12 protein-coding genes are annotated in these 19,971 nt (G+C 70.0%); 4 read left to right on the plus strand and 8 right to left on the minus strand.

Going from position 1 to position 19,971, the window contains the following annotated elements:
- Positions 1–43: 43 nt before the first annotated feature.
- From ACFQ9K_RS26980 to ACFQ9K_RS27005, 6 genes are all read right to left on the minus strand, one after another.
- Positions 44–3,829 carry a multifunctional oxoglutarate decarboxylase/oxoglutarate dehydrogenase thiamine pyrophosphate-binding subunit/dihydrolipoyllysine-residue succinyltransferase subunit gene (locus ACFQ9K_RS26980; protein ID WP_378720877.1) on the minus strand — a complete coding sequence of 1,262 codons (3,786 nt, stop codon included), beginning with the start codon at positions 3,827–3,829 and terminating at the stop codon, positions 44–46.
- Between the two features lie 126 nt (positions 3,830–3,955).
- Positions 3,956–7,627, minus strand: a complete 3,672-nt coding sequence (locus tag ACFQ9K_RS26985) for an ABC transporter ATP-binding protein (protein WP_378720876.1) — start codon at positions 7,625–7,627, stop codon at positions 3,956–3,958.
- A 57-nt stretch (positions 7,628–7,684) separates the two neighbouring features.
- The gene (locus tag ACFQ9K_RS26990; protein ID WP_378720875.1) at positions 7,685–8,467 is read right to left on the minus strand and encodes an ABC transporter permease; all 783 of its coding nucleotides are present in this window, start codon (positions 8,465–8,467) and stop codon (positions 7,685–7,687) included.
- Positions 8,464–9,468 (minus strand): ABC transporter ATP-binding protein, encoded by a 1,005-nt coding sequence (locus ACFQ9K_RS26995; protein ID WP_378720874.1) that lies wholly within the window; start codon positions 9,466–9,468, stop codon positions 8,464–8,466. The genes ACFQ9K_RS26990 and ACFQ9K_RS26995 overlap by 4 nt, the downstream gene beginning before the upstream one ends.
- The gene (locus tag ACFQ9K_RS27000) at positions 9,465–10,196 is read right to left on the minus strand and encodes a hypothetical protein (protein WP_378720873.1); all 732 of its coding nucleotides are present in this window, start codon (positions 10,194–10,196) and stop codon (positions 9,465–9,467) included. The genes ACFQ9K_RS26995 and ACFQ9K_RS27000 overlap by 4 nt, the downstream gene beginning before the upstream one ends.
- Before the next feature lie 117 nt (positions 10,197–10,313).
- The gene (locus tag ACFQ9K_RS27005; protein WP_378720872.1) at positions 10,314–11,336 is read right to left on the minus strand and encodes a glutathione S-transferase family protein; all 1,023 of its coding nucleotides are present in this window, start codon (positions 11,334–11,336) and stop codon (positions 10,314–10,316) included.
- Between the two features lie 115 nt (positions 11,337–11,451).
- Here ACFQ9K_RS27005 and ACFQ9K_RS27010 point away from each other — a divergent pair, with 115 nt between their 5' ends.
- On the plus strand, positions 11,452–12,246 hold the full coding sequence (locus ACFQ9K_RS27010) for an enoyl-CoA hydratase/isomerase family protein (RefSeq protein ID WP_378720871.1): 795 nt from the start codon (positions 11,452–11,454) through the stop codon (positions 12,244–12,246).
- A gap of 92 nt (positions 12,247–12,338) precedes the next feature.
- Positions 12,339–13,604, plus strand: coding sequence for a class I adenylate-forming enzyme family protein (locus ACFQ9K_RS27015; RefSeq protein ID WP_378720870.1), 1,266 nt, complete (start codon positions 12,339–12,341; stop codon positions 13,602–13,604).
- Positions 13,605–13,611: 7 nt separating this feature from the next.
- Here the strand turns inward: ACFQ9K_RS27015 and ACFQ9K_RS27020 are convergent, their stop codons facing one another.
- Positions 13,612–14,358 carry a tyrosine-protein phosphatase gene (locus ACFQ9K_RS27020; protein WP_378720869.1) on the minus strand — a complete coding sequence of 249 codons (747 nt, stop codon included), beginning with the start codon at positions 14,356–14,358 and terminating at the stop codon, positions 13,612–13,614.
- A 416-nt stretch (positions 14,359–14,774) separates the two neighbouring features.
- Between ACFQ9K_RS27020 and ACFQ9K_RS27025 the strand changes: the two genes are divergently transcribed.
- The gene (locus ACFQ9K_RS27025; RefSeq protein ID WP_378720868.1) at positions 14,775–15,254 is read left to right on the plus strand and encodes a TetR family transcriptional regulator; all 480 of its coding nucleotides are present in this window, start codon (positions 14,775–14,777) and stop codon (positions 15,252–15,254) included.
- 84 nt (positions 15,255–15,338) lie between these two features.
- Entirely contained in the window at positions 15,339–16,517 is a 1,179-nt protein-coding gene (locus tag ACFQ9K_RS27030) for an amino acid deaminase/aldolase (protein WP_378720867.1), read from the plus strand.
- Between the two features lie 11 nt (positions 16,518–16,528).
- Here the strand turns inward: ACFQ9K_RS27030 and ACFQ9K_RS27035 are convergent, their stop codons facing one another.
- The gene (locus tag ACFQ9K_RS27035) at positions 16,529–19,894 is read right to left on the minus strand and encodes an AAA domain-containing protein (protein ID WP_378720866.1); all 3,366 of its coding nucleotides are present in this window, start codon (positions 19,892–19,894) and stop codon (positions 16,529–16,531) included.
- Between the last annotated feature and the right edge of the window lie 77 nt (positions 19,895–19,971).

A 19,971-nucleotide genomic window follows, 5' to 3' on the forward strand; every position in this document is an offset into this window, starting at 1 on the left:
CCGCTGGAAAGCGGAGCAGGCCCGGCGTCCGGGTTGGGACTACTCAGTTGGTCGGTTCGAAGGCTTCGGCGACGATCTCCGCCTGTTCCACCGCGTGCACCTTGCTCGAACCCGAAGACGGGGCGGACATGGCGCGGCGGGAGATGCGGCGCAGTTTGCCGAGGCGCTCGGGGAGCAACTCGGGGAGGTTGAGGCCGAAGAAGGGCCAGGCGCCCTGGTTGGCCGGTTCCTCCTGGACCCACGCGATGTCGGTCGCGTTGGGGTAGCGGTCGAGCGACTCGTTCAGGCGGTAGGTGGGCAGCGGGTAGAGCTGCTCGATCCGCACGATCGCGACGTCTTCGCGCTTCTGCTTGGCCTTTTCGGCGGCCAGCTCGTAGTAGAGCTTGCCGCTGGTCAGCAGGACCCGCTTGACCTTGCTGCGGTCGCCGATGCCCTGCTCGTAGGAGGGCTCGTCGAACACCGAGCGGAACTTGCTCTCGGTGAAGTCCTTCAGATCCGACACGACGGCCTTGTTGCGCAGCATCGACTTCGGGGTGAAGACGATCATCGGGCGGCGGATGCCGTCCAGCGCGTGCCTGCGCAGCAGGTGGAAGTAGTTCGCCGGGGTGGACGGCACGGCGACCGTCATCGAGCCCTCGGCGCACAGCTGCAGGAACCGCTCGATGCGGCCGGAGGTGTGGTCCGGACCCTGACCCTCGTGGCCGTGCGGCAGCAGCAGCACGACGTCGGAGAGCTGGCCCCACTTGGCCTCACCGGAGGAGATGAACTCGTCGATGATGGACTGCGCGCCGTTGACGAAGTCGCCGAACTGCGCCTCCCACAACACGAGTGCGTTCTCGTTGCCCAGCGAGTAGCCGTATTCGAAGCCGACGGCGGCGTACTCGCTCAGCGCGGAGTCGTGCACCGCGAACCAGCCCGGATCCTTGCTGCCGATGTTGTGCAGCGGCGTGTATTCCTCGCCCGTCTTGCGGTCGATGATCACCGAATGCCGCTGGGTGAAGGTGCCGCGCCGGGAGTCCTGACCGGTCAGGCGCACCGCGCGACCCTCGTCGATCAGCGTGCCGAAGGCCAGCAGCTCGGCGAAGGCCCAGTCGACCTTGCCCTCGTAGGCCATCTCGCGACGCTTCTCCAGCACCGGCTTCACCCGTGGGTGCACGTTGAACCCGTCGGGCACGTTCAGGAACGCGTCGCCGATGCGCTGCAGGATGGTCTTGTCCACGGCCGTCTGCACGGTGGTCGGCACCCGCTGGTCGTCCTCGACCGACTCGCTCGGCTCCGGGGTGTACTTCTCCAGCTCGCGGACCTCGTTGAACACCCGCTCCAGCTGACCCTGGTAGTCGCGCAGCGCGTCCTCGGCCTCTTTCAGCGAGATGTCGCCACGGCCGATCAGGCTCTCGGTGTAGGCCTTGCGCACCGAACGCTTGGTGTCGATCACGTCGTACATGGCCGGCTGGGTCATCGACGGGTCGTCGCCCTCGTTGTGGCCGCGGCGACGGTAGCAGACCATGTCGATCACGACGTCCTTGCGGAACTTCTGCCGGAAGTCGACCGCGAGGCGGGCCACCCAGTCGCAGGCTTCCGGGTCGTCGCCGTTCACGTGGAAGATCGGCGCGCCGATGAACTTCGCGATGTCCGTGGAGTATTCGGTGGAGCGGCTGTTCTCCGGCGCCGTGGTGAAGCCGATCTGGTTGTTCACCACGATGTGGATGGTGCCGCCGACCCGGTAGCCACGCAGGCCGGACAGGTTCAGCGTCTCCGCCACCACACCCTGACCTGCGAACGCGGCGTCACCGTGCAGCATCAACGGCATGACGGAGTAACCCTCCGGGCCGTCGCCCTTGTCCAGCAGGTCCTGCTTGGCCCGGACCAGGCCCTCGAGCACGGGGTCGACCGCCTCCAGGTGCGAGGGGTTGGCGGTGAGCGAGACCTCGATCTCGTTGTCGCCGAACATCTGCAGGTAGGTGCCGTGCGCGCCGAGGTGGTACTTCACGTCGCCGGAGCCGTGCGCACCCGCCGGGTTCATGTTGCCCTCGAACTCGGTGAAGATCTTCGAGTAGGGCTTGCCGACGATGTTGGCCAGCACGTTCAGCCGGCCGCGGTGCGGCATGCCGATGACGACCTCGTCGAGCCCGTGCTCGGCGCACTGGTCGATGGTCGCGTCCATCATCGGGATGACGGCCTCGGCGCCCTCGAGCGAGAACCGCTTCTGTCCGACGTACTTGGTCTGCAGGAAGGTCTCGAAGGCCTCCGCCGCGTTCAGCCGGTTCAGGATGTACTTCTGCTGTGCGACAGTCGGTTTGACGTGCTTCTGCTCGACCCGCTCCTGGATCCACTGCAACTGCTCGGTTTCCAGGATGTGGGTGTACTCCACACCGACGTGGCGGCAGTAGGCGTCGCGCAGGACCGAGAGGACCTCGCGCAGCTTCATCTGCTCCTGGCCGTGGAAGCCGCCGACGTTGAACGTGCGGTCCAGGTCCCACAGGGTCAGGCCGTGCTGGGTGACGTCCAGGTCGGGGTGGCTGCGGAACTTGTCCTTGACCAGCCGCAGCGGATCGGTGTCCGCCATCAGGTGGCCGCGGTTGCGGTAGGCCGCGATCATCTCGAGCACCCGGGTGCTCTTGTCGACGCCGCGTTCGCGGATGTCCTTGCGCCAGCGCACCGGCTCGTACGGCACGCCGAGCCCGTGGAAGATCTCGTCGTAGAACTCGTCGGAGATCAGCATCTGGTGGATGGTGCGCAGGAAGTCACCGGACTCCGCGCCCTGGATGATGCGGTGGTCGTAGGTGGAGGTGAGCGTTATCAGCTTGCCGACGCCGATATCGGCGATCCGCTCGTCGCTCATGCCCTGGAACTCGGCGGGGTATTCCATCGCGCCCGCGCCGATGATGGCGCCCTGGGTCGGCATCAGCCGCGGCACCGAGTGCACGGTGCCGATGGTGCCGGGGTTGGTCAGCGAGATGGTGACGCCGGCGAAGTCGTCGGAGGTCAGCTTGCCGTCGCGGGCGCGGCGGACGACGTCCTCGTAGGCGGTGTGGAACTGGCCGAAGGTCATCGCCTCGGTGGCCTTGATGGCGGCGACGACGAGCGAACGGTTGCCGTCCTTGCCGGGCAGGTCGATGGCCAGGCCGAGGTTGGTGTGCGCGGGGGTGATCGCGTTCGGCTTGCCGTCGATCTCGGCGAAGTGCCGGTTCATGTTCGGGAACGCGTTGACCGCCTTGACGATCGCGAAGCCGAGCAGGTGGGTGAACGAGATCTTGCCGCCGCGGGTGCGGGCCAGGTGGTTGTTGATGACCAGCCGGTTGTCGATCATCAGCTTGGCCGGGATGGCGCGCACGCTGGTCGCGGTCGGGATGGTCAGCGACGCGGCCATGTTCTTGGCCACCGCCGCCGCCGCGCCGCGCAGCACCTTGGCCTCGTCGGCCGCGGTGTCGGTCTTCGGGGCGCCGGAGGTGGGGGCCGCGTTGGAGGTGGGCGCCGGGGTGGTCTGCGGTGTGCGCGCGGTGGCCTTCGCCGGCGCCTGCGCGGCGGCCGCGGGCTTGGCCGGTGCGGGCGCGGCGGCCTTGGGCGCCGCGTTCGACTTCGGAGCCGAGTTCACCGACGCGGGTGCCGGAGCCGGGGTCGGCGCCTGCGCGGGAGCGGCCGCGGCCGGAGCGGCCGAGCTGTTACCGGAATCACCCGTGGCTTCGGGCGTGTAATCGGCGAGGAACTCGTGCCAACTCTCATCGACCGAAGATGGATCTTGCTTGAACTTCTGATACATCTCATCGACTAGCCACTGGTTCTGTCCGAACTGGGAAGTTGAGCTGCTCACAGCAGGTGTTCGCCTCATTTCGTTCTTCGCGCTGCGACGTTTGTGACGTGCCCGGCACGGGGATCAGCGGATGCGCGCCGATGCGCCCTATCTGAGGATAGGCCCAGCAGCAAACCGACGGAGCGACTGACCACCCGACAAACCTCACCTCATAAAAGACGACTTGTCCGTAACCAAGAATATTCCCCCGGTTTCACGTGCCGCCGACCACAGTGCGGCATACGGTCCGGCCGCGGCGAGCAGCTCGGCGTGGGTCCCGATTTCCGCGATCCGGCCGTGCTCGACGACGGCGATCCGATCGGCCCGTGCGGCCGTACCGAGCCGGTGTGCGACGAGGACGGTGGTCCGGCCACGGGTCAGCGATCGACTCGCGGCAAGCACCGATGCCTCGGCGTCCGGGTCGAGGGTAGCCGTGGCCTCGTCCAGCAGGAGCAGGTCGGGGCGAACCAGCTCGGCGCGAGCCAGCGCGATCAGCTGCCGCTGACCCGCGGACAGGCCGCGGCCGCGCTCGCCGACCGGCTGCCGCATGCCGTGCGGGAGGGCGGCGATCATCGCGCTCGCACCGACCGCAGCTGCGGCTTCGGCGACTTCGGCCTCGGTCGCGGACGGTTTCCCGAAGGCGATATTGCTCGCGACGTCGCCGCTGAAGAGGTGCGCCTCCTGCGGGACGATGCCGAGCCGGGCGCGATAGTCGGTGAGACGGTAATCACGGATGTCGGTCTCGTCGACCAGGATCGCGCCGGTGCCGTCGGCCGGGAGGTCGTAGAGCCGGGCCAGCAGTTTGACGATGGTGGACTTGCCCGCGCCGGTCGGGCCGACGAGGGCGAGGGTGCTGCCCGCGGGAATGGTGAGCGAGACGTCGTCCAGGGCGAGCGCTTCGACGCCGGGGTAGTGGAAGCGCACGGTGTCGAGGACGACCTCGCCGCGCAACTGCTGCTCGATCGGCACCGAGTCGGGCCGATCGGTCGCGATGGCCGAGGGCGTGCGCAGCAGCTCGCCGATCCGGCGCAGCCCGACGCGCGCCTGCTGATACCCGTCGAACACCTGGGACAGCGCGAGCACCGGCATGAACAACAGATCCAGATACAGCACGAAAGCGATCAGGGTGCCCGCCGTCGTCGTGCCCGCCGCCACCTCGCGCGCGCCGACGAAGATCACCGCGGCCAGCGACACACCCGACCAAGCGGTGACGAACGGGAAGTACAGCGCGATCGAGGCCTGCGCGCGCATCCGGCTGCGCCGGTAGCGGTCGGAGTACTCGGCGAAGCGCCGGGCCGCGACCGGCTCGTGCCGATTGGCCTGCACCGCACGCAGTCCGGCGACGTTCTCCTGGAAGTCGGCGTTCACCGTGGAGACGTTCTCCCTGGACACGGTGTACGCGGTCGACGCGAACCGGCGGAACAGCGCGGTCGCCACGAACAGCGGCGGCAGCGTGGCCAGCACCACCAACGCCAGCGACAGATCGATCACCAGCAGTGCGACCGCGATCCCGGCGAAGGTGAGCGCGCCGATCAGCGTGGTCGCCAGGCCGGTCTGCATGAACGTGGACAGCGAGTCGAGGTCGGTCGTCATCCGCGTCATGATCCGGCCGGACAGCTCCCGCTCGTAGTAGTCGAGCCCGAGCCGTTGCAGGTGCGCGTAACTGCGGATGCGCAGGCCGTACAGCACCCGTTCGCCGGTGCGCGCGGTGATCAGCGTGTTCGCCGCGCCGACCAGCCAGCCCGCGGCGACCAGCAGCAGACCGAGCCCGGCGGCGATACCCAGCGCGCCGGCGTCGGCGTCGCCGACCCCGCTGTCGATGGCGAACCGCACGATCGGCGGGAAGGCGACCCCGACCAGCGCGTCCAACAGCAGCAACGCGATCGCGGCGAACACCAGCGCGCGGACCGGCCGCAGCAACCCGGTCAGCCGGAACTCGGGGTCGGGCTGCCGCATCCGCTGGGCATCGAGTCGCGGCTGCTCGGTCGCGGGCGGCAGCAGCGCGATATTCCGGCGCAGCTCAGGGGTTTCGGTGAGATCGGCGGCCGCGGCCGCGAAGGTGCGGCCCGCGCTGCCGTTGGCGACGGTCGTGGGAATCGCGGCGCTGACGCCGTGCGTGGGCAGGTGCGCGCTCTGTGGGGCGGGTAACCGGATCACCCGATCGGCATGCGCGAGCGTCGATTCCCGGTGCGCCAGGATCACGGTGGTGCGCCCGGCCTGATCGGGCAGCGTGCCGAAGATGGCGGCCTCGGTGATCGCGTCGACCGCGGAGGTCGCGTCGTCGAGCACGAGAATGCGCGGCTGCGCCAGCAGCGCTCTGGCCAGCGCGATGCGCTGACGTTGCCCACCGGACAGCGTCAGCCCGCGTTCGCCGACGACCGTGTCGTAGCCGTCGGGGAGTTCGCTGATGAACTCGTCCGCCGCGGCGGAGGTCGCGGCCTGCCGGATCTCCGCGTCGGTCGCGTCCGGGCGGCCGATGGCGATATTGGCCGCGATGGTGTCGGAGAACAGGAACGGGTCGTCGAACACCACGCCGATCGCGGCCCGCAGCTCGGCGGCGCGCAGATCCGCGAGGTCGACTCGGTCGTCACCGGCACCGAACAGGCGGATGCGGCCCGAGTCCGGCGCGTAGAACCGGGGGAGCAGCAGGGACAGCGTGGTCTTCCCGGAACCGGCCGGCCCGATGATCGCGACGGTCTCGCCGGGCCGCACGGTCAGGTTCAGCTCGCGCAGCACCGGCTGCTCCGGGTCGAATCCGAAAGTCAGCGCGTCGATGTCGATGCCGAGCGGACCCGAGGGCAGCGGCGTGGGCTCGGGCGGATCGGTGACGCTCGGCGACGTATCGATCACCTGATACACCCGTTCGGCGGCGGCCCTGGTCAGCTGCGCGAGCACCAAAGCACCGGCCATGATCCGTGCGGTCCCGGTCATCGTCGCGACATACGCGGCGAACGCGACGAAGGTGCCGATCCCGATCGTTCCGTGCAACGCGAGCAACCCGCCGAGCACGATGACCCCGACCATGCCGAGCTGCGGAATCGCGGCCACCGTCGGCGCGAACCGGGAGTCGACCGCGGCCGCGCGCATCCGTTCGGAATAGAGGGTGCGACTGTGCTTTTCGAGCACGTCCACCATCCGGGCCTCCTGCCCGAATCCCTTCACCACACGAACGCCGGTGACGGTCTCCTCCACATGCTGCGCGACATCGGCGGCCCGCTGCTGCGCGGACCAGGTGGCCGCGTAGAGCTTCGGCCGGACCCGATAGACCACCACCGCGATCGCGGGCACGACCAGCAGCGCCAGCACCGCGAGCGGCGGCGACAACCACAGCATCACCGCCGCGGCGAGCAGGAACTCCAGCACCGCCATGCTCGACAGCGGCACCATCGCCAGCAGGCCCTGCACCAATTGCAGATCGGTGATCGACCGCGACACCACCTGCCCGGTCCGGATCGCGTCCTGCCCCGCTCCGTCGAGCCGTTGCAGCGACCCGAGCAGGTCCACCCGCAGCGCATGCTGCACATCCAGCGAGAGCTTGCCCGCGAGCAGCCGCCGCCCGAATCCGGCCGCGAATCTGCCCAGCGCCAGCGCCAGCAGCAGCCCGGCGACCACGCCGATCACCGCGGTCGCACCGGTGCCCGCGGCATCGACGGCGCGCTTGGTCAGCAGCGGCCCGGCGATCTCCACCGCCGCACCCGCCAGCACGGCCGCCGCCAAGCCCGCCAGCGTGCCCGGGTGCGACCGGCTTTCGGCCCAGAGCCGGCGAATCCAGCCGGGACCGTCCGGGCCGCGTTCAGGCGACTCGGTGTGTGCGCTCGCTTCGACAACCCCGCCCATAACCATCCACGGTAACGACGCCCACCGACACGTCTTTTGTTCCCGCGGTCCGCAGGCTCAGAGGTCGAGGCGACGCAGATTCCACCAGCCCGCGCCCCCGATGCCGATCGTCCACAGCAGCAGGACCACGACCGCGGCGGGTGTCGGCGCGAGGAAATCGCTGTCCGGGTAGGAGCCGACGGCGACGGTGCTGATCGTGGCGGAGCCGGGGAAGAGGGTGACGAAGCCGGTCGCGCCGACGCCGTTGGCGATCAGCCAGAGCAGCGGCTCGGCGATGACCAGCCAGCCGAGCAGCACCGCGATCGCGGTCGACGACGAACGCAGCAGCAAGCCGAGCCCGGCGCCGATCACCGACCAGCAGACCGCGGCGAACAGTCCGCCGCCGAGCACCGCCGCCAGTTCCAGGTCGACGTCGAATTTGCCGCGCCCGAACACCACCAGCGTCAGGCCGGCGACCACCTCGACCGCGAGCGCGACGGCCACCGCGAACACGCCGGTTACCAGCAGCTTCGCCGCGGTGAGCCGATCGCGGTCCGCGGTGAACAACGCGGTCACCGGCATGCTCTGATGCCGGTACTCGCCACCGCTGCCGACCGCGCCGAACACGGCCGCGGCCAGCACCGCCACCGCGATGCCGACGTAGAGCCCGATCGTGGCGGCGCCGGTGACCGGTTCGCCGCGCGGATCGGCCTTGCCCGCCAGCAGCGCGCTCGTCACGCTCGCGAGCAGCGCGACCACCAGCGGCCCGCCCGCGAGGATTCGGCTCAGCGGCAGCGTGCTGACCTTGCGGACCTCGGAGTTGATGGCGGGCACCAGATCCGGGGGCACAATCGTGATCATCGTGGAATTCCGTAGGGCGTCGGCGTCGGATGATGAACGGCCCCGGACAGCCCGGGGTAGGGCGGGGCCGCCGGAGCCTGCGGCTTGGTCAGCGACGCGAGCACCCGGTCGGGATGGATCAGGTCGGGGATGACGCTGTCCAGCCGCACCTGCGCCGCCGTCGCCGCGTCCCGGATATCGGACTCGGTCGCCTCGGCTACCGCGAGCCGCCCGTCCGGCCGGATCACCGCGTCGGTGAACCCGCGCGCGGCCAGCGTGGTGGCCAGGGCGATCGGCGTGGACGCCGCGACGACCAGGCGATCGGGATGGCCGCGCCGCAACCGAGCCGGCGTGCCCTGATAGACCACCGCGCCCTCGCTCAGCACGATCACACTGTCCGCCCCCGGCAGCACCGCGGCGAGGCTGTCGCTGGTCACCAGCGCGCTGCCACCGCGCTTGGCATGCCTGCGCAGAAAGTCTTGCAGCCAGCCACGTTCGGCGGCGTCGAGGCCGTTCATCGGTTCGTCCAGGACCAGCAGCGGCGGATCGCCGAGCACGGCGGTCGCCAACGCCAGCCGCGTCTGCTGACCGGCCGACAACGCGCTGCCCTTCGACCCCGCCTCCTCGCCGAGCCCGACCAGATCGAGAACCTCCTCGACCCGCCCATCCGAGACACCGACCGCCGCGGCGTACACCCGCAGATGGTCGCGCGCGGTCCGGCGGGGATGCAGTCCGCGGGGCGCGAGCACCCCGCCGACCACCCGCGCGGAACTGACGTCGCGCTCGGCGTCGCCGGGCGCGCGTTTCGATCCCGGCCCGCCGACCGACGCCGTCCCCGAGGTCGGCGCGAGCAGCCCGAGCAACGTCCGCGCCACGGTGGTCTTGCCCGCGCCGAGCGGCCCTACCAGGGCCGCGGTGCTGCCGGACGCGACGGTGAAACTCACGTTCTCGATGGCGGAAACCAGACCGTAGCGCTTGGTCAGGCCGCGCACGGAGAAGGCCAGCGACGACACCGGGGTCACTGCGGCTCGGCGGGTGATTGCGGCTTCGTCGGGTCGATCGCGGTGAGCGGATCGGCGTCGACGATGAGGTGCCGGTCCGCAGGCCAGACTACCGGCGCAGGCCCGAAGGCCTCGCGCGCGTTCTTGATCGTGGCCTTGCCCATCGCCCGGTTGCCCACGCCACCGATCACCGCGCCGATGCCTGCGGGCACGACCTTGCCCGCCATCAACGCGGCGCGCCGGGTGATGAAGCGGACGATGAACCGCTTGAGCAGCGAGTCGTTCATCGAGGAGAGCCCGGGGATCCGGTTGGCGAACACCGTGCCCCAGTTCTTGGCCGAGCTGCCGACGGTCTTCTGCACGATGTCCATGCCGCCCTCGCCGAGCACCACGGCCAGCACCAGCGCCCGGCGCTGCTCCTTGTCCTCCGGCGAGATGCCGTGCACCGCGGCCACCGCGAGGGTGAACACGGCCGAGGCCTCCATGAAGAAGGTGGTCTCCGCGCTGACCGCCGCGATCGCCGCGACCGTGCCGACGCCGGGCACCGCCGCGGTCGCGCCGACCGCGCCGCCGCTACCGGTCACCGCGAGCAGGTACTGGTTCTCCAGCCGCTCGATGATCTGCGCGGGACTTTCCGACGGGTGGGAACGCCGGATCCGGTCGACATACTTGGCGACCGCGGGCCCCTGCAGGCGAGACCCGGTATCGAGTAGCTGGACCACCGTCTTCTCGAACGCGCCTTTGAACATCGGCGGCACCCTCCTCTTCGGTCTGCTGGATGAACTGTATGGCACCGGCGGGAGCCGTATCAGCACAGCCGAGATCAGCTCGTCATGACAACGATGTACCCAGCCCGATCGGTTCCATCAGTCCGGTTGGCGCAGCGCGGGCACCCGCTCGGCCAGCACCGGCGGCGGGGGCGGCGTGCCGTCGCCGAACGGGCGGCCGCCCAACGCTTCCCGGCCGTGCGGGGTCAACCAGTTCTCCAGGTCCGGGCCCTTGGGCACGATTCCGGTCGGGTTGATATCGCGGTGCACCACGTAGTAGTGCTCCTTGATCTGCCCGAAGTCGGTGGTGTCGCCGAAACCGGGGGTTTGATAGAGGTCGCGCGCGTACGCCCACAGCACCGGCATCTCGCTCAGCTTGGACCGGTTGCACTTGAAGTGGCCGTGATAGACCGGGTCGAACCGGGCCAGCGTGGTGAACAGCCGCACATCGGCCTCGGTGATCGTGTCGCCGACCAGATAGCGTTGCGTCGCAAGCCGTTCCGTGAGCCAGTCCAGGCGGTTGAACAGCCGATCGTAGGCGGCCTCGTAGGCATCCTGGGAGCCGGCGAAACCGCAGCGGTAGACGCCGTTGTTGACGTCGCGGAACACCGCGAGGTTCACCTCGTCGATCTCCGCGCGCAGCGCTTCCGGATACAGCTGCGGCGCGCCGTCGCGGTGGAACGCGGTCCACTCGGTGGAGAAGTCCAGGGTGATCTGCGCGTAGTCGTTGGTCACCACCTGCCCGGTCGGCACGTCCACCACCGCGGGCACGGTGATGCCGCGCGGATAGTCCGGGAACCGGGCCAGGTACGCGTCGCGCAGCCGGGGGATGCCGAGCACCGGGTCGACGCCGCCGGGATCGAGATCGAAGGTCCAGCTGAGCTTGTCGTGCGTCGGCCCGCACAGTCCCAGCGAGAGCACCCCCTCCAGCCCGAGCAGGCGCCGTACGATCAGCGTCCGATTCGCCCACGGGCAGGCCCGCGCCGCGATCAACCGGTAGCGGCCCGGCTCGACGGGGTAGCCATCGCGGCCGTCGGCCGTGATCCGCGTGGTGATGTAGTTCGTATCCCGCTTGAACTCGCCAGGCTCGACGTAGGAGCCGCTTTCCACCGACTTGGTCACCTGGACAGTCTCGCAGACGCAGCACCTAGTCTGGCCACATGAGCGAGCGCAGCGAGCGAATCGAAGACACAGCCCCTCCGGCCCTGCCGGAACCGAGCGCCGGCGAGGTGCGGGCATGACCGATACGAAGGCCACCCGCCTGGAACGCGAAATCACCGACGGCGGCGCGGAGGTGGCGACGCTGACGCTCGCCCATCCGCCGCTGAACCTCTTCGACCGGGCCATGCTCGACGCGCTCATCGAGGACGTCGCCGAGTTGTCGGCGAACCCACCGCGCGCGGTGCTGCTGCGCGCCGAGGGCAAGCTGGTCTCCGGTGGCGTGGACGTGCACGTCTTCGACGGACTGTCGGTGGAACAGGGCGCCGAACTGTGGCGGACCCTGTTCGCGCAGATCATCCACCCGATCGAGGCGCTGCCGTGCCCGGTGGTGTTCGCCGCGCACGGGCTCACCCTGACCGCCGCGTTCGAGATCGCGCTGGCCTGCGACATCATCCTGGCCGCGCCCAAGGCGAAGTTCGGCCTGGTGGAGACCGTGGTCGGGCTGACGCCGTCGATGGGCGGACCGCAGCGACTCGCCGAACGCGCAGGCTCGGGCCGGGCCCGCGAATTCGTGATGACCGGCGACCTGTACGCCGCGGCCACCATGGCGGACTGGGGCGTGGTGAACGCCGTGCACGACGACGTCGACACCGCGGCACGGGAATTGGCGCACCGGCTGGCGAACGGCCCGACGGCGGCGCACGCCGCGACCAAGCGGATCATCGAGGCCTGGCGTTCCGGCGGTGTCGCACACGCGGATTCGGTGACACCCGAGGTGTCCGGCGCGCTGTTCGACACCGCCGACCTGAAGGGCGCGGTGCGCAGCTTCCTCGACGTCGGTCCGGGGAAGGCGACGTACACCGGCCGGTGACAGACCGGACACGTTCGTCGCCTCTCCCGGCTAAAATGTGACTCGCGTCATATAGTCGCAGTGCCTGCTGACTCGAGGCGCGCGGAGGACGAATGTCGCAGTTGCTCGTCGAATACCCCCTGACCCGCCCGTATGCCAGCGCTAACCCGCTGGCGCGCGGGGCCGACGGCGTGCTGCGCTACGGCAATCTCACCCCGGCGCTCACCGAGTTGCTCGACCTACAGGTGCACGCCTTCTCCCAGCGCGAGGCCGTGGTCGAGATCGGCGGCCCGCGGCTGACCTATCGGGAGCTGTGGCACTCCGCCTCGCGCATCGCGGGCGGATTGCAGGAGCACGGCATCGGTTACGGCGACCGGGTCGCCGTGCACATGCCCAGCGGTGTCCGCTGGGTGCAGGCGTTTCTCGGCGCGCTGCTCAGCGGCGCGGTGCCGGTGCTCGTGCACGACGGGCTGCCCGACGCGGTGGCCGAGCGGGTGATCGCCGACAGCAGCGCGGATTTCGTGCTCGGCCGGGAGATCGCCCGCGGCGCCGAGCTGCCCGATGGCGCGGCGTTCATCGATGACGGTGCGGCACTGGGCGATCTGGCGTTGCTCAGCTATACCAGTGGCACGCAGCTCAGTGCGACCACCGCGCCGAAAGGCGTGGAACTGACCAACGAAAACCTGTTGTCGGCAATACGTTCGGTGGTCTCGGCGCTCGACCTGCCGACCGACGGCCTGCGCAACCTGGTGTTGCTGCCGCTCGCGCATGCCAGCGGCTGCGTCGATCAGCTGCTGCCGACCTTCGCCGTCGGCGGCACCGTCGTGCTCGCCCAGGACCGCCGCGGCCTCGCGGAAGCCATTGTGGCCGAACGGATCGACATGGTCTCGGCGACGCCGCGGATCTTCGCCGGCCTGCTGCCCGAGCTCGCCGCGTTGCGCGCGGACGGTGTGCGCACCGAGGGCATCGCCAGGCTCAGCAAGGCGGGCCACCGCGGTGAACGGGCCGCCGCACCGGCGACACCCGCCGACCTGGCCGCCGAACTGCGCGAAATGTTCCCCGCCGCACGGCAATGGTCGATCTGGGGCGCCACCGAGACCAGCGGCATCGGCCTTGCCGTCGACGACGCCGAACCGTCCGCCGATGCCGACACCGTGCTCGGATTCCCGTTCGGCGGCACGGAATTGGCGCTGTGGGGCCCGCGGGCGCAGGCCGGTCACGGCGAACTGCTGTGCCGCGGCCCGAACGTCTGCCCGCGCTACTGGAACGACCCGACCACCACCGCGGCCCGGTTCACCGGGACCTGGTTCCACACCGGCGATCAGGTCACCATCGACGCCGACGGCCTGGTCCGCCGGGGCCGCGCTCAGGACGAATGATGCTGTCTCACTCCAGCATCCGCTCGCGCAGCCGGTCCCGTAGCGCCGGGGTGACCCCGGCGGCCGTCAGATAGGCGTCGACGTCACCGTGCAACTCGTGCATCGACGCGGTAGCGGTGCTGAGGTACTCCTCGCGCACCCCGAGCAGGTCGATCGAAAGTTCCTCGCCGCCCAGCAGTTTCGTCGTCATCATGGCGCGCAACGCCGGGACGGCGCCGTTGCTCTCCAGGTAGTCGGCCCGCACGTCGGCCTCGGACACCCCGACCGCGCGCAGCAGCGTGGCAATGGCCCAGCCGGTGCGATCCTTGCCCGCCGCGCAGTGCACCAGCACCGCGCCGTCGCCGCGCGCGATCGACTCCGCGAGCGCGGTGATCGCGGCGTGCGCCTCGGGCAGCGCGGGGAACATCCGGTAGACCTCGAGCATGTGCGTGAACGCGCCCTGCGCGTCGGTGTGGTGCGGCGGCGCCTCGGCCATCCGCGCGTCGAACGGGGTGACGTTCACCCGCACGCCGTCGGGCACCCGGTCGTGGCCGATGTGGTCGATCTCGCGTTCGCCGCGCAGGTCGTGCACGTCGCTGACCCGCAGTGCGCGCAGCGCGGCCAGGCCCGCCTCGTCGAGACCGGTCAGCTGTGCCGAGCGCAGCAGCACGCCGGGGCGGGTCTTCGCGCCGTCGACGGTGCGCAGTCCACCCAGGTCGCGGAAGTTGAAGGTGCCGGAGATGAAGTACTGGTCGGCAGGCGGCGAGAGAGTCACCGACCAAGGCTATCCGCCCGTCGGTATCGGGCGGGTGTCGTTCGCGGATCGAACCGCACACCGGTAGATGACCGATTTGCGCGGTTCGGCTGTGTGATCGGCCACAGGATTCGGGGCACGTTCGAGCCCGCCCGTACAGTGGACAACGGTCTGCTGGTCAGCCGGGCAGGGCTGAGAGTGACCCCCAGGGAGGGAAATCCGGGCAGGGCGGAGTGGTTCCCCCACCATTCCGTTTGGGTAACAAAACATTCTTTCGGTCTGGAATTACCCATTGAACCTGTTCTTAAACCCCGGAAACCCTCTACCATTGATGAACGTTGGACCGGGCAGCCTGGGGTTTCCAGCGAATTGCCCGCCATGTTCGACGAGTCGCGCCGACGAGGGTGCGCGAGATCTTTTCGCCGAGGGAGTCGTCGTTGAGCGTACGAGGAGACACCGCAGTGGTTCGGCTGCGGCCGACCATCTGCGAGGCCGTCGAAAAGGCGGCCGCGTCACTGGACCACGGAGGGGTGCGCGCGCTACGGGTGCTGTTGCATGCCGGCGTGAGCGCGTACTGGCCCCTGGTCAAGGCCGCGCCGGCCAAGCAGGTCCAGGCCTACGAGGCGACGGTGCAGACCCTGCGTGAGCGGTGGGCGGTGCAGACCGACTGCATAGCCGACCCGGCCGCGTCCGCCGTCTACCGGGAGATGGACACCGAGGTCGCCGCCTTCCTGCAACTGTGCGCCGATCGTTCGGGCGCGCAGTGGCTGGAGCCGGTCGAGGCCATCGCCGCCTACGCGGTCTCGGTGCTGCAAGGCACCGTGTTGCGCTGGCTGGCCGACTGCAATGACGAGACGATGCTGGTGGTACTCGATGATCTGGTGAGCAGCCTGGCGACCAGGGCCGCCGAGGTCTAGTCGGTCCACCGGCCGCGGTGACCTCGGGAAACGGGAAGTCCGCAAATACTGGACGTTTGACCAGTTTGATGGTTGGGTGGCAATGTGAGCGAGACATCTCCCATTGCGGGGCTGCACGCGGCCACCGCCGAGCTCGACCCGCCGCTGGCCGCGCTCGACCTGACCGCTCTACACGCGAACGCCGCCGATCTGGTGCGCCGCGCGAACGGTGTCCCGGTACGGGTCGCCAGCAAATCCGTGCGCTGTCGCGCCATCCTCGAAACAGTCCTCGGTGACGAGCTGACCGCCGCGGGCGGCTTCGCCGGCATCATGTCCTACTCGCTGGCCGAGGCCATCTGGCTGGTCCGCTGCGGCGCCCGCGACATCCTGCTCGGCTACCCGACCGCCGACCGCGCCGGACTGGCCGAACTCGCCGCCGACGAGACGCTGCTGCGGTCCATCACCTTGATGATCGACGATGCCGACCAGCTGACCCTCATCCGCGCCGCCGTCGGCACCGACCGGGTGCACCCCCGGGTGTGCCTCGATGTCGACGCCTCCCTCCGCATCGGCCCGCTCCACCTCGGCGTGCGCCGCTCGCCGATCCGCACGCCCGAGCAGGCGGCCGCGCTCGCCGGCGAGGCGCTGCGGCGCAAGTTCGAGGTGGTCGGCGTGATGACCTACGAGGCGCAGATCGCCGGCATGCCGGACAGCAATGTCGCGCTGCGCCTGATGAAGCGGGCCTCGGCGGCCGAGATCACCAAGCGCCGCAAGCGCGTGCTCGACGCGGTGCGGGCGGTGACCGGCAAGCTGGAGATCGTCAACAGCGGCGGATCGGGTTCCATCGAGGTCAGCACCGCCGACCCGGACGTCACCGAGGTCACCGCGGGTTCCGGGCTGTACGTGCCCACGCTGTTCGATCACTACCGCTCCTTCACCCCAAGGCCCGCACTGTTTTTCGCGACGCCGGTGCTACGTCGCCCGACCCCTTCCATCGCAACGGTTTTCGCGGGGGGCTACATCGCGTCCGGTCCGACCGGAGCCTCGCGGGTGCCGAAGCCGGTGTGGCCGAAGGGATTAGGCCTGATCGGCACCGAGGGCGCTGGCGAGGTGCAGACCCCGCTGACCGGCGCCGCGGAACTGCGCATCGGTGACCGGGTCTGGTTCCGGCACGCCAAGGCCGGCGAGCTGTGCGAGCGTTTCGATCAGGTGTACCTGGTCGATTCCGACGGTACCCGGACCACCGTTCCCACCTACCGCGGCGAAGGAAAGTGCTTCGGCTGAGCCGGAATTCGTCAGAGTCGCAGGAACCCGGCCAGGTCGGGCAGTTCCTCCGGCGCCGCGGGCAGGTACTCGCTCAGCAGTGGTGAGCGAATGATGACGGCCTTCCACATCGCGCGGCACAGCGCCGCGTGAATCAGCGCGCGCGACAACAGGAACGGCATCCCGTACGGCGCGTCGGCCGGGCTGGACGTGGTCATCGAGAGCAGCACCACGGCCGCCTCCCGTCCGCGGAACCGGTCCGGCGTGCCGACCAGCACATCCTCGATCTTGGCCCGGGCGAGCAGCGTTCGAATCCGCCCGACCTGCGCCGCGTACGGCGCGACCACGAAGATGTCGTGCGGATGCAGCCGCCTGGTCGTCGTGCCGATGGTCCAGTTCATCGTGAGCAGCGCGCGCACCCGGCGGACCACCTCGCGCGCCTCGGCCGCGGATTCGGTGGCATTGCCGTGATGCGGGACCAGGACGGTGCTCACCCCGGGCGCCTCGCCGTCGAGTTCGCGTGCGAGCGTGACGGTTTCGTTGGACCGCAGCCTTCCGTCGTAGTAGAGGCGGGAGATCGGGTCGCACACCCGCGGATGCATCCGCCAGGTGCGGTCCAGGAAGTAGCCGCGTGCGCTGGGCAGCGTGTGCCGTCCCTCGGCGAGCCAGCCGAGCACCGACTCGCCGACCGGCTCCGGGTGCGCACTGTGCGTGACCGGCGGCACGGGATCGCCGAGCAGCAGCAGATTTCGCGCGCTGACCCCGACCGCGACCGCGTCGGCCAGCGGGAACCGGCCCGCGTCCGCGATCACCAGCAGGTCGAGCGCCTCCCGCGGCACCATCTCCTCGTTCGCGAAATCCGTTGGCGTGCCGCCGAGTACGCAACCGCTGATGGCGTTGTCGAGGAAGCGCGCGAACCGGGAGGCATCGATGACGACCCATTCCGGCGCCACCGACTCGACGTCCTTCTTCGCGACGAGCTCCGGCAGCACGCCCACCCGCACGAGCGCGTCGAGCAGGTTCTCCACCGTCGAATGCGTCTGTCCGACAATGCCGATCCGCCACTTGTGCCGGGTCACCAGGCGTTCCAGCACGCGGGCGGCGGTAGCGGTCTTGCCGGTGCCAGAGGGGCCCTGCACGGCGAGATAGGAGTGGTCGAGTTCGCGCACCGCGGCGGTGATCGCGGCGGCGTGATCACCGTGCACTTCGGGCAGCGCGGCACCGTCGCGCAGGCGCGGCGGGCGGCGGGCGAGCAGGTCGAACACGGCGCCCTCGGGAATCTCCGGGAGCGCGACAAGCAGCTGCTGGGCGGCGAATTCGACCGCGGTCTCGGCATTCCAGTCCCATGCGGGTAGGCCGGGAGCGATCGCGGTGGGTAGTTCGTCATAGGGTTCGCAGCCGTCGGGCAGCAGTTCCTCCAGCCGGACGGTGTCGTCGAATTCGGCGTCCACCGAGCAGCCGAGCACGGTCGCGACGGCGGTGGCCCGGCGCCCGATCGCGGTGACCATGCCCGCGGCGGCGGGCCGGTCGTAGAACGTGTAGACGGTGGCCCCCGGCGTCAGCACGGTCGCTGGTCCCGGCCCGCCCGCGCTCCAGCTCGACCCGATCCGTCCGGTCAGCGTGAGATACCGGCGCATGGTCGGCCGGTCCGGGCTGCGATGCCACTTGGTGTCGACGGTGCCCCACTCGGCGACCAGCACCCCCGGCGCGTCGGCCCATTCGTCGACCGGATGACTGAGCCGATCGACGTGCGCCCACCACAGCGGCTGCCGTTCCCGGCGGTGATATCCGAGCGCGGCGGCCATCATGGCGGCGGTGTGACGCGGTTCGTCCTGCGCCGCGGCGTATTCCGCGAGCGCCGCCTCGAACGAGGACGGCCGCGACGGCGGGATCGGTTCCAGCTCGTCGGGTCCGGCCACCTGGCACCAGGAACCGGCCCGCTCCAGCGTGATCGCCTGCGGATCGATGCGCTGCTCGGCCGCCCGATCCAACAGCCAGTCCCGCAGCCGGAGCACGGTCAGGCAATCCCGTTCCGCCGCCGGCGAATGCGCCGCACCGGGTAGCAGCCGCGCCAGCCTGCTCAACCGGTAGGACCGCTCGCCGATGATCAGCGCGTTGCGCACGATCGGATACAGATCCACCAGCACGCCGTCGCAGAGCAGCTCGTCCACGATCTCCTCGCCGACACCGGAACTGCCGGTGCAGTGCAGCAATGCCGAGCGCACCGCGGAGGTGTAGTGGTAGACGTGCATGTCCGGATACATCCGCCGCCGCTGCGCGAGATAGTCGAGCACCTCCTCCAGCGCGCGCCGCTGCCCGGCCGCCTCGCTGCCCGGCTCGCCCTCGACGCCGAACGGTCCGCGGAAGGTGAGGTGCACGGTGCCGGGCCCGCCGACGTCCACGGCCAGCGGCATGCGTCCGCCGCCGTCGACGGTGAGCGAGAGATCGCCGGGGGAGGGCGGCGGTAGTGCGCCGAGTGCGATCGGATCGATCAGGCTGTGCGTCGGCAGGCCCGAATCCTCCCGGCGCAGCTGGATTTCGGCCTGGCGGCGGAGCGCGGTGAAGGTGCGCGGTGGCACGCCGCGGACGGTGTTCTGGGTGCTGACCAGCCGGTCGATGGTGCTCACGCCGGCCTCGCGGAGCCGGGCCCTGATCGTGGTCGGCATGCCCGCGACCAGCAGCAGATCCCGTGCGGCCGCGGCGGCCGCCGTGCAGGTTCCACAGCGCCCGCAGGCGAGATAGCGGGGATCGCCCCACTGCACGGGTAGCAGCTCGCTGAGTTTCTCGTCCAGGATGCGTTCGACTCTGCGCCTGCGCGCCCGGTACACCGGGATCAGATCGCTGAGCGCGTACGCGGTGTTGTCCTCGCCGAGATGTAGCCGTAGCAGCGGGCCGGTCAGCGAGCCGCTGTGGTCCACCGCGTCGGCGCAGGCGGCGAGTTCCAGCGCGGCGCCGACCCGGTCGCCCCTGCTGTGCGCGGTGCCGTGCACCGTGTAGCGCACCCGATGACCCGCCCGCACCAGGAAATCGCCGGAGCAGTCGAAGGTTCCGTCGAAGAAGGTGGCGCCGTGGATCACGTGCACCCCGGCGCGCAATGCCGCGACGGTCTCCGCGTGCGCGGCGGTCAACGCGGCGATCAGCGCCTTCGGGCTGTCCGAGTTGTGCTGCGGGCGTTGGATCTCCACCATCGAGCTGCCGAACCGGTCGCGGAAGTCGCTGAGCCTGCGGTCCCGCGAATCGTCGAACCAGGTGCGTGGACCCGGCGCCCATTCGGCGGCGGTCTCCGGATCGGCCGCGATCGTGCCGAGTTCGGTGTCGAGGGCGCGAAGCAGCGCGAATTCACAGCGCGCCGCGCGCACGAGGTCGACGGCGGAGCAGACGACACGATCACCGAACACGAACAAACGCGGCCCTCCTGTGTCTTGCGGGACACCCGCACCCGATCGATGACGAACGGGCTGCGCAACTGTCGCCC

The sequence above is a fragment of the Nocardia sp. NPDC056564 genome (assembly GCF_042793755.1).
Lineage (GTDB): Bacteria > Actinomycetota > Actinomycetes > Mycobacteriales > Mycobacteriaceae > Nocardia.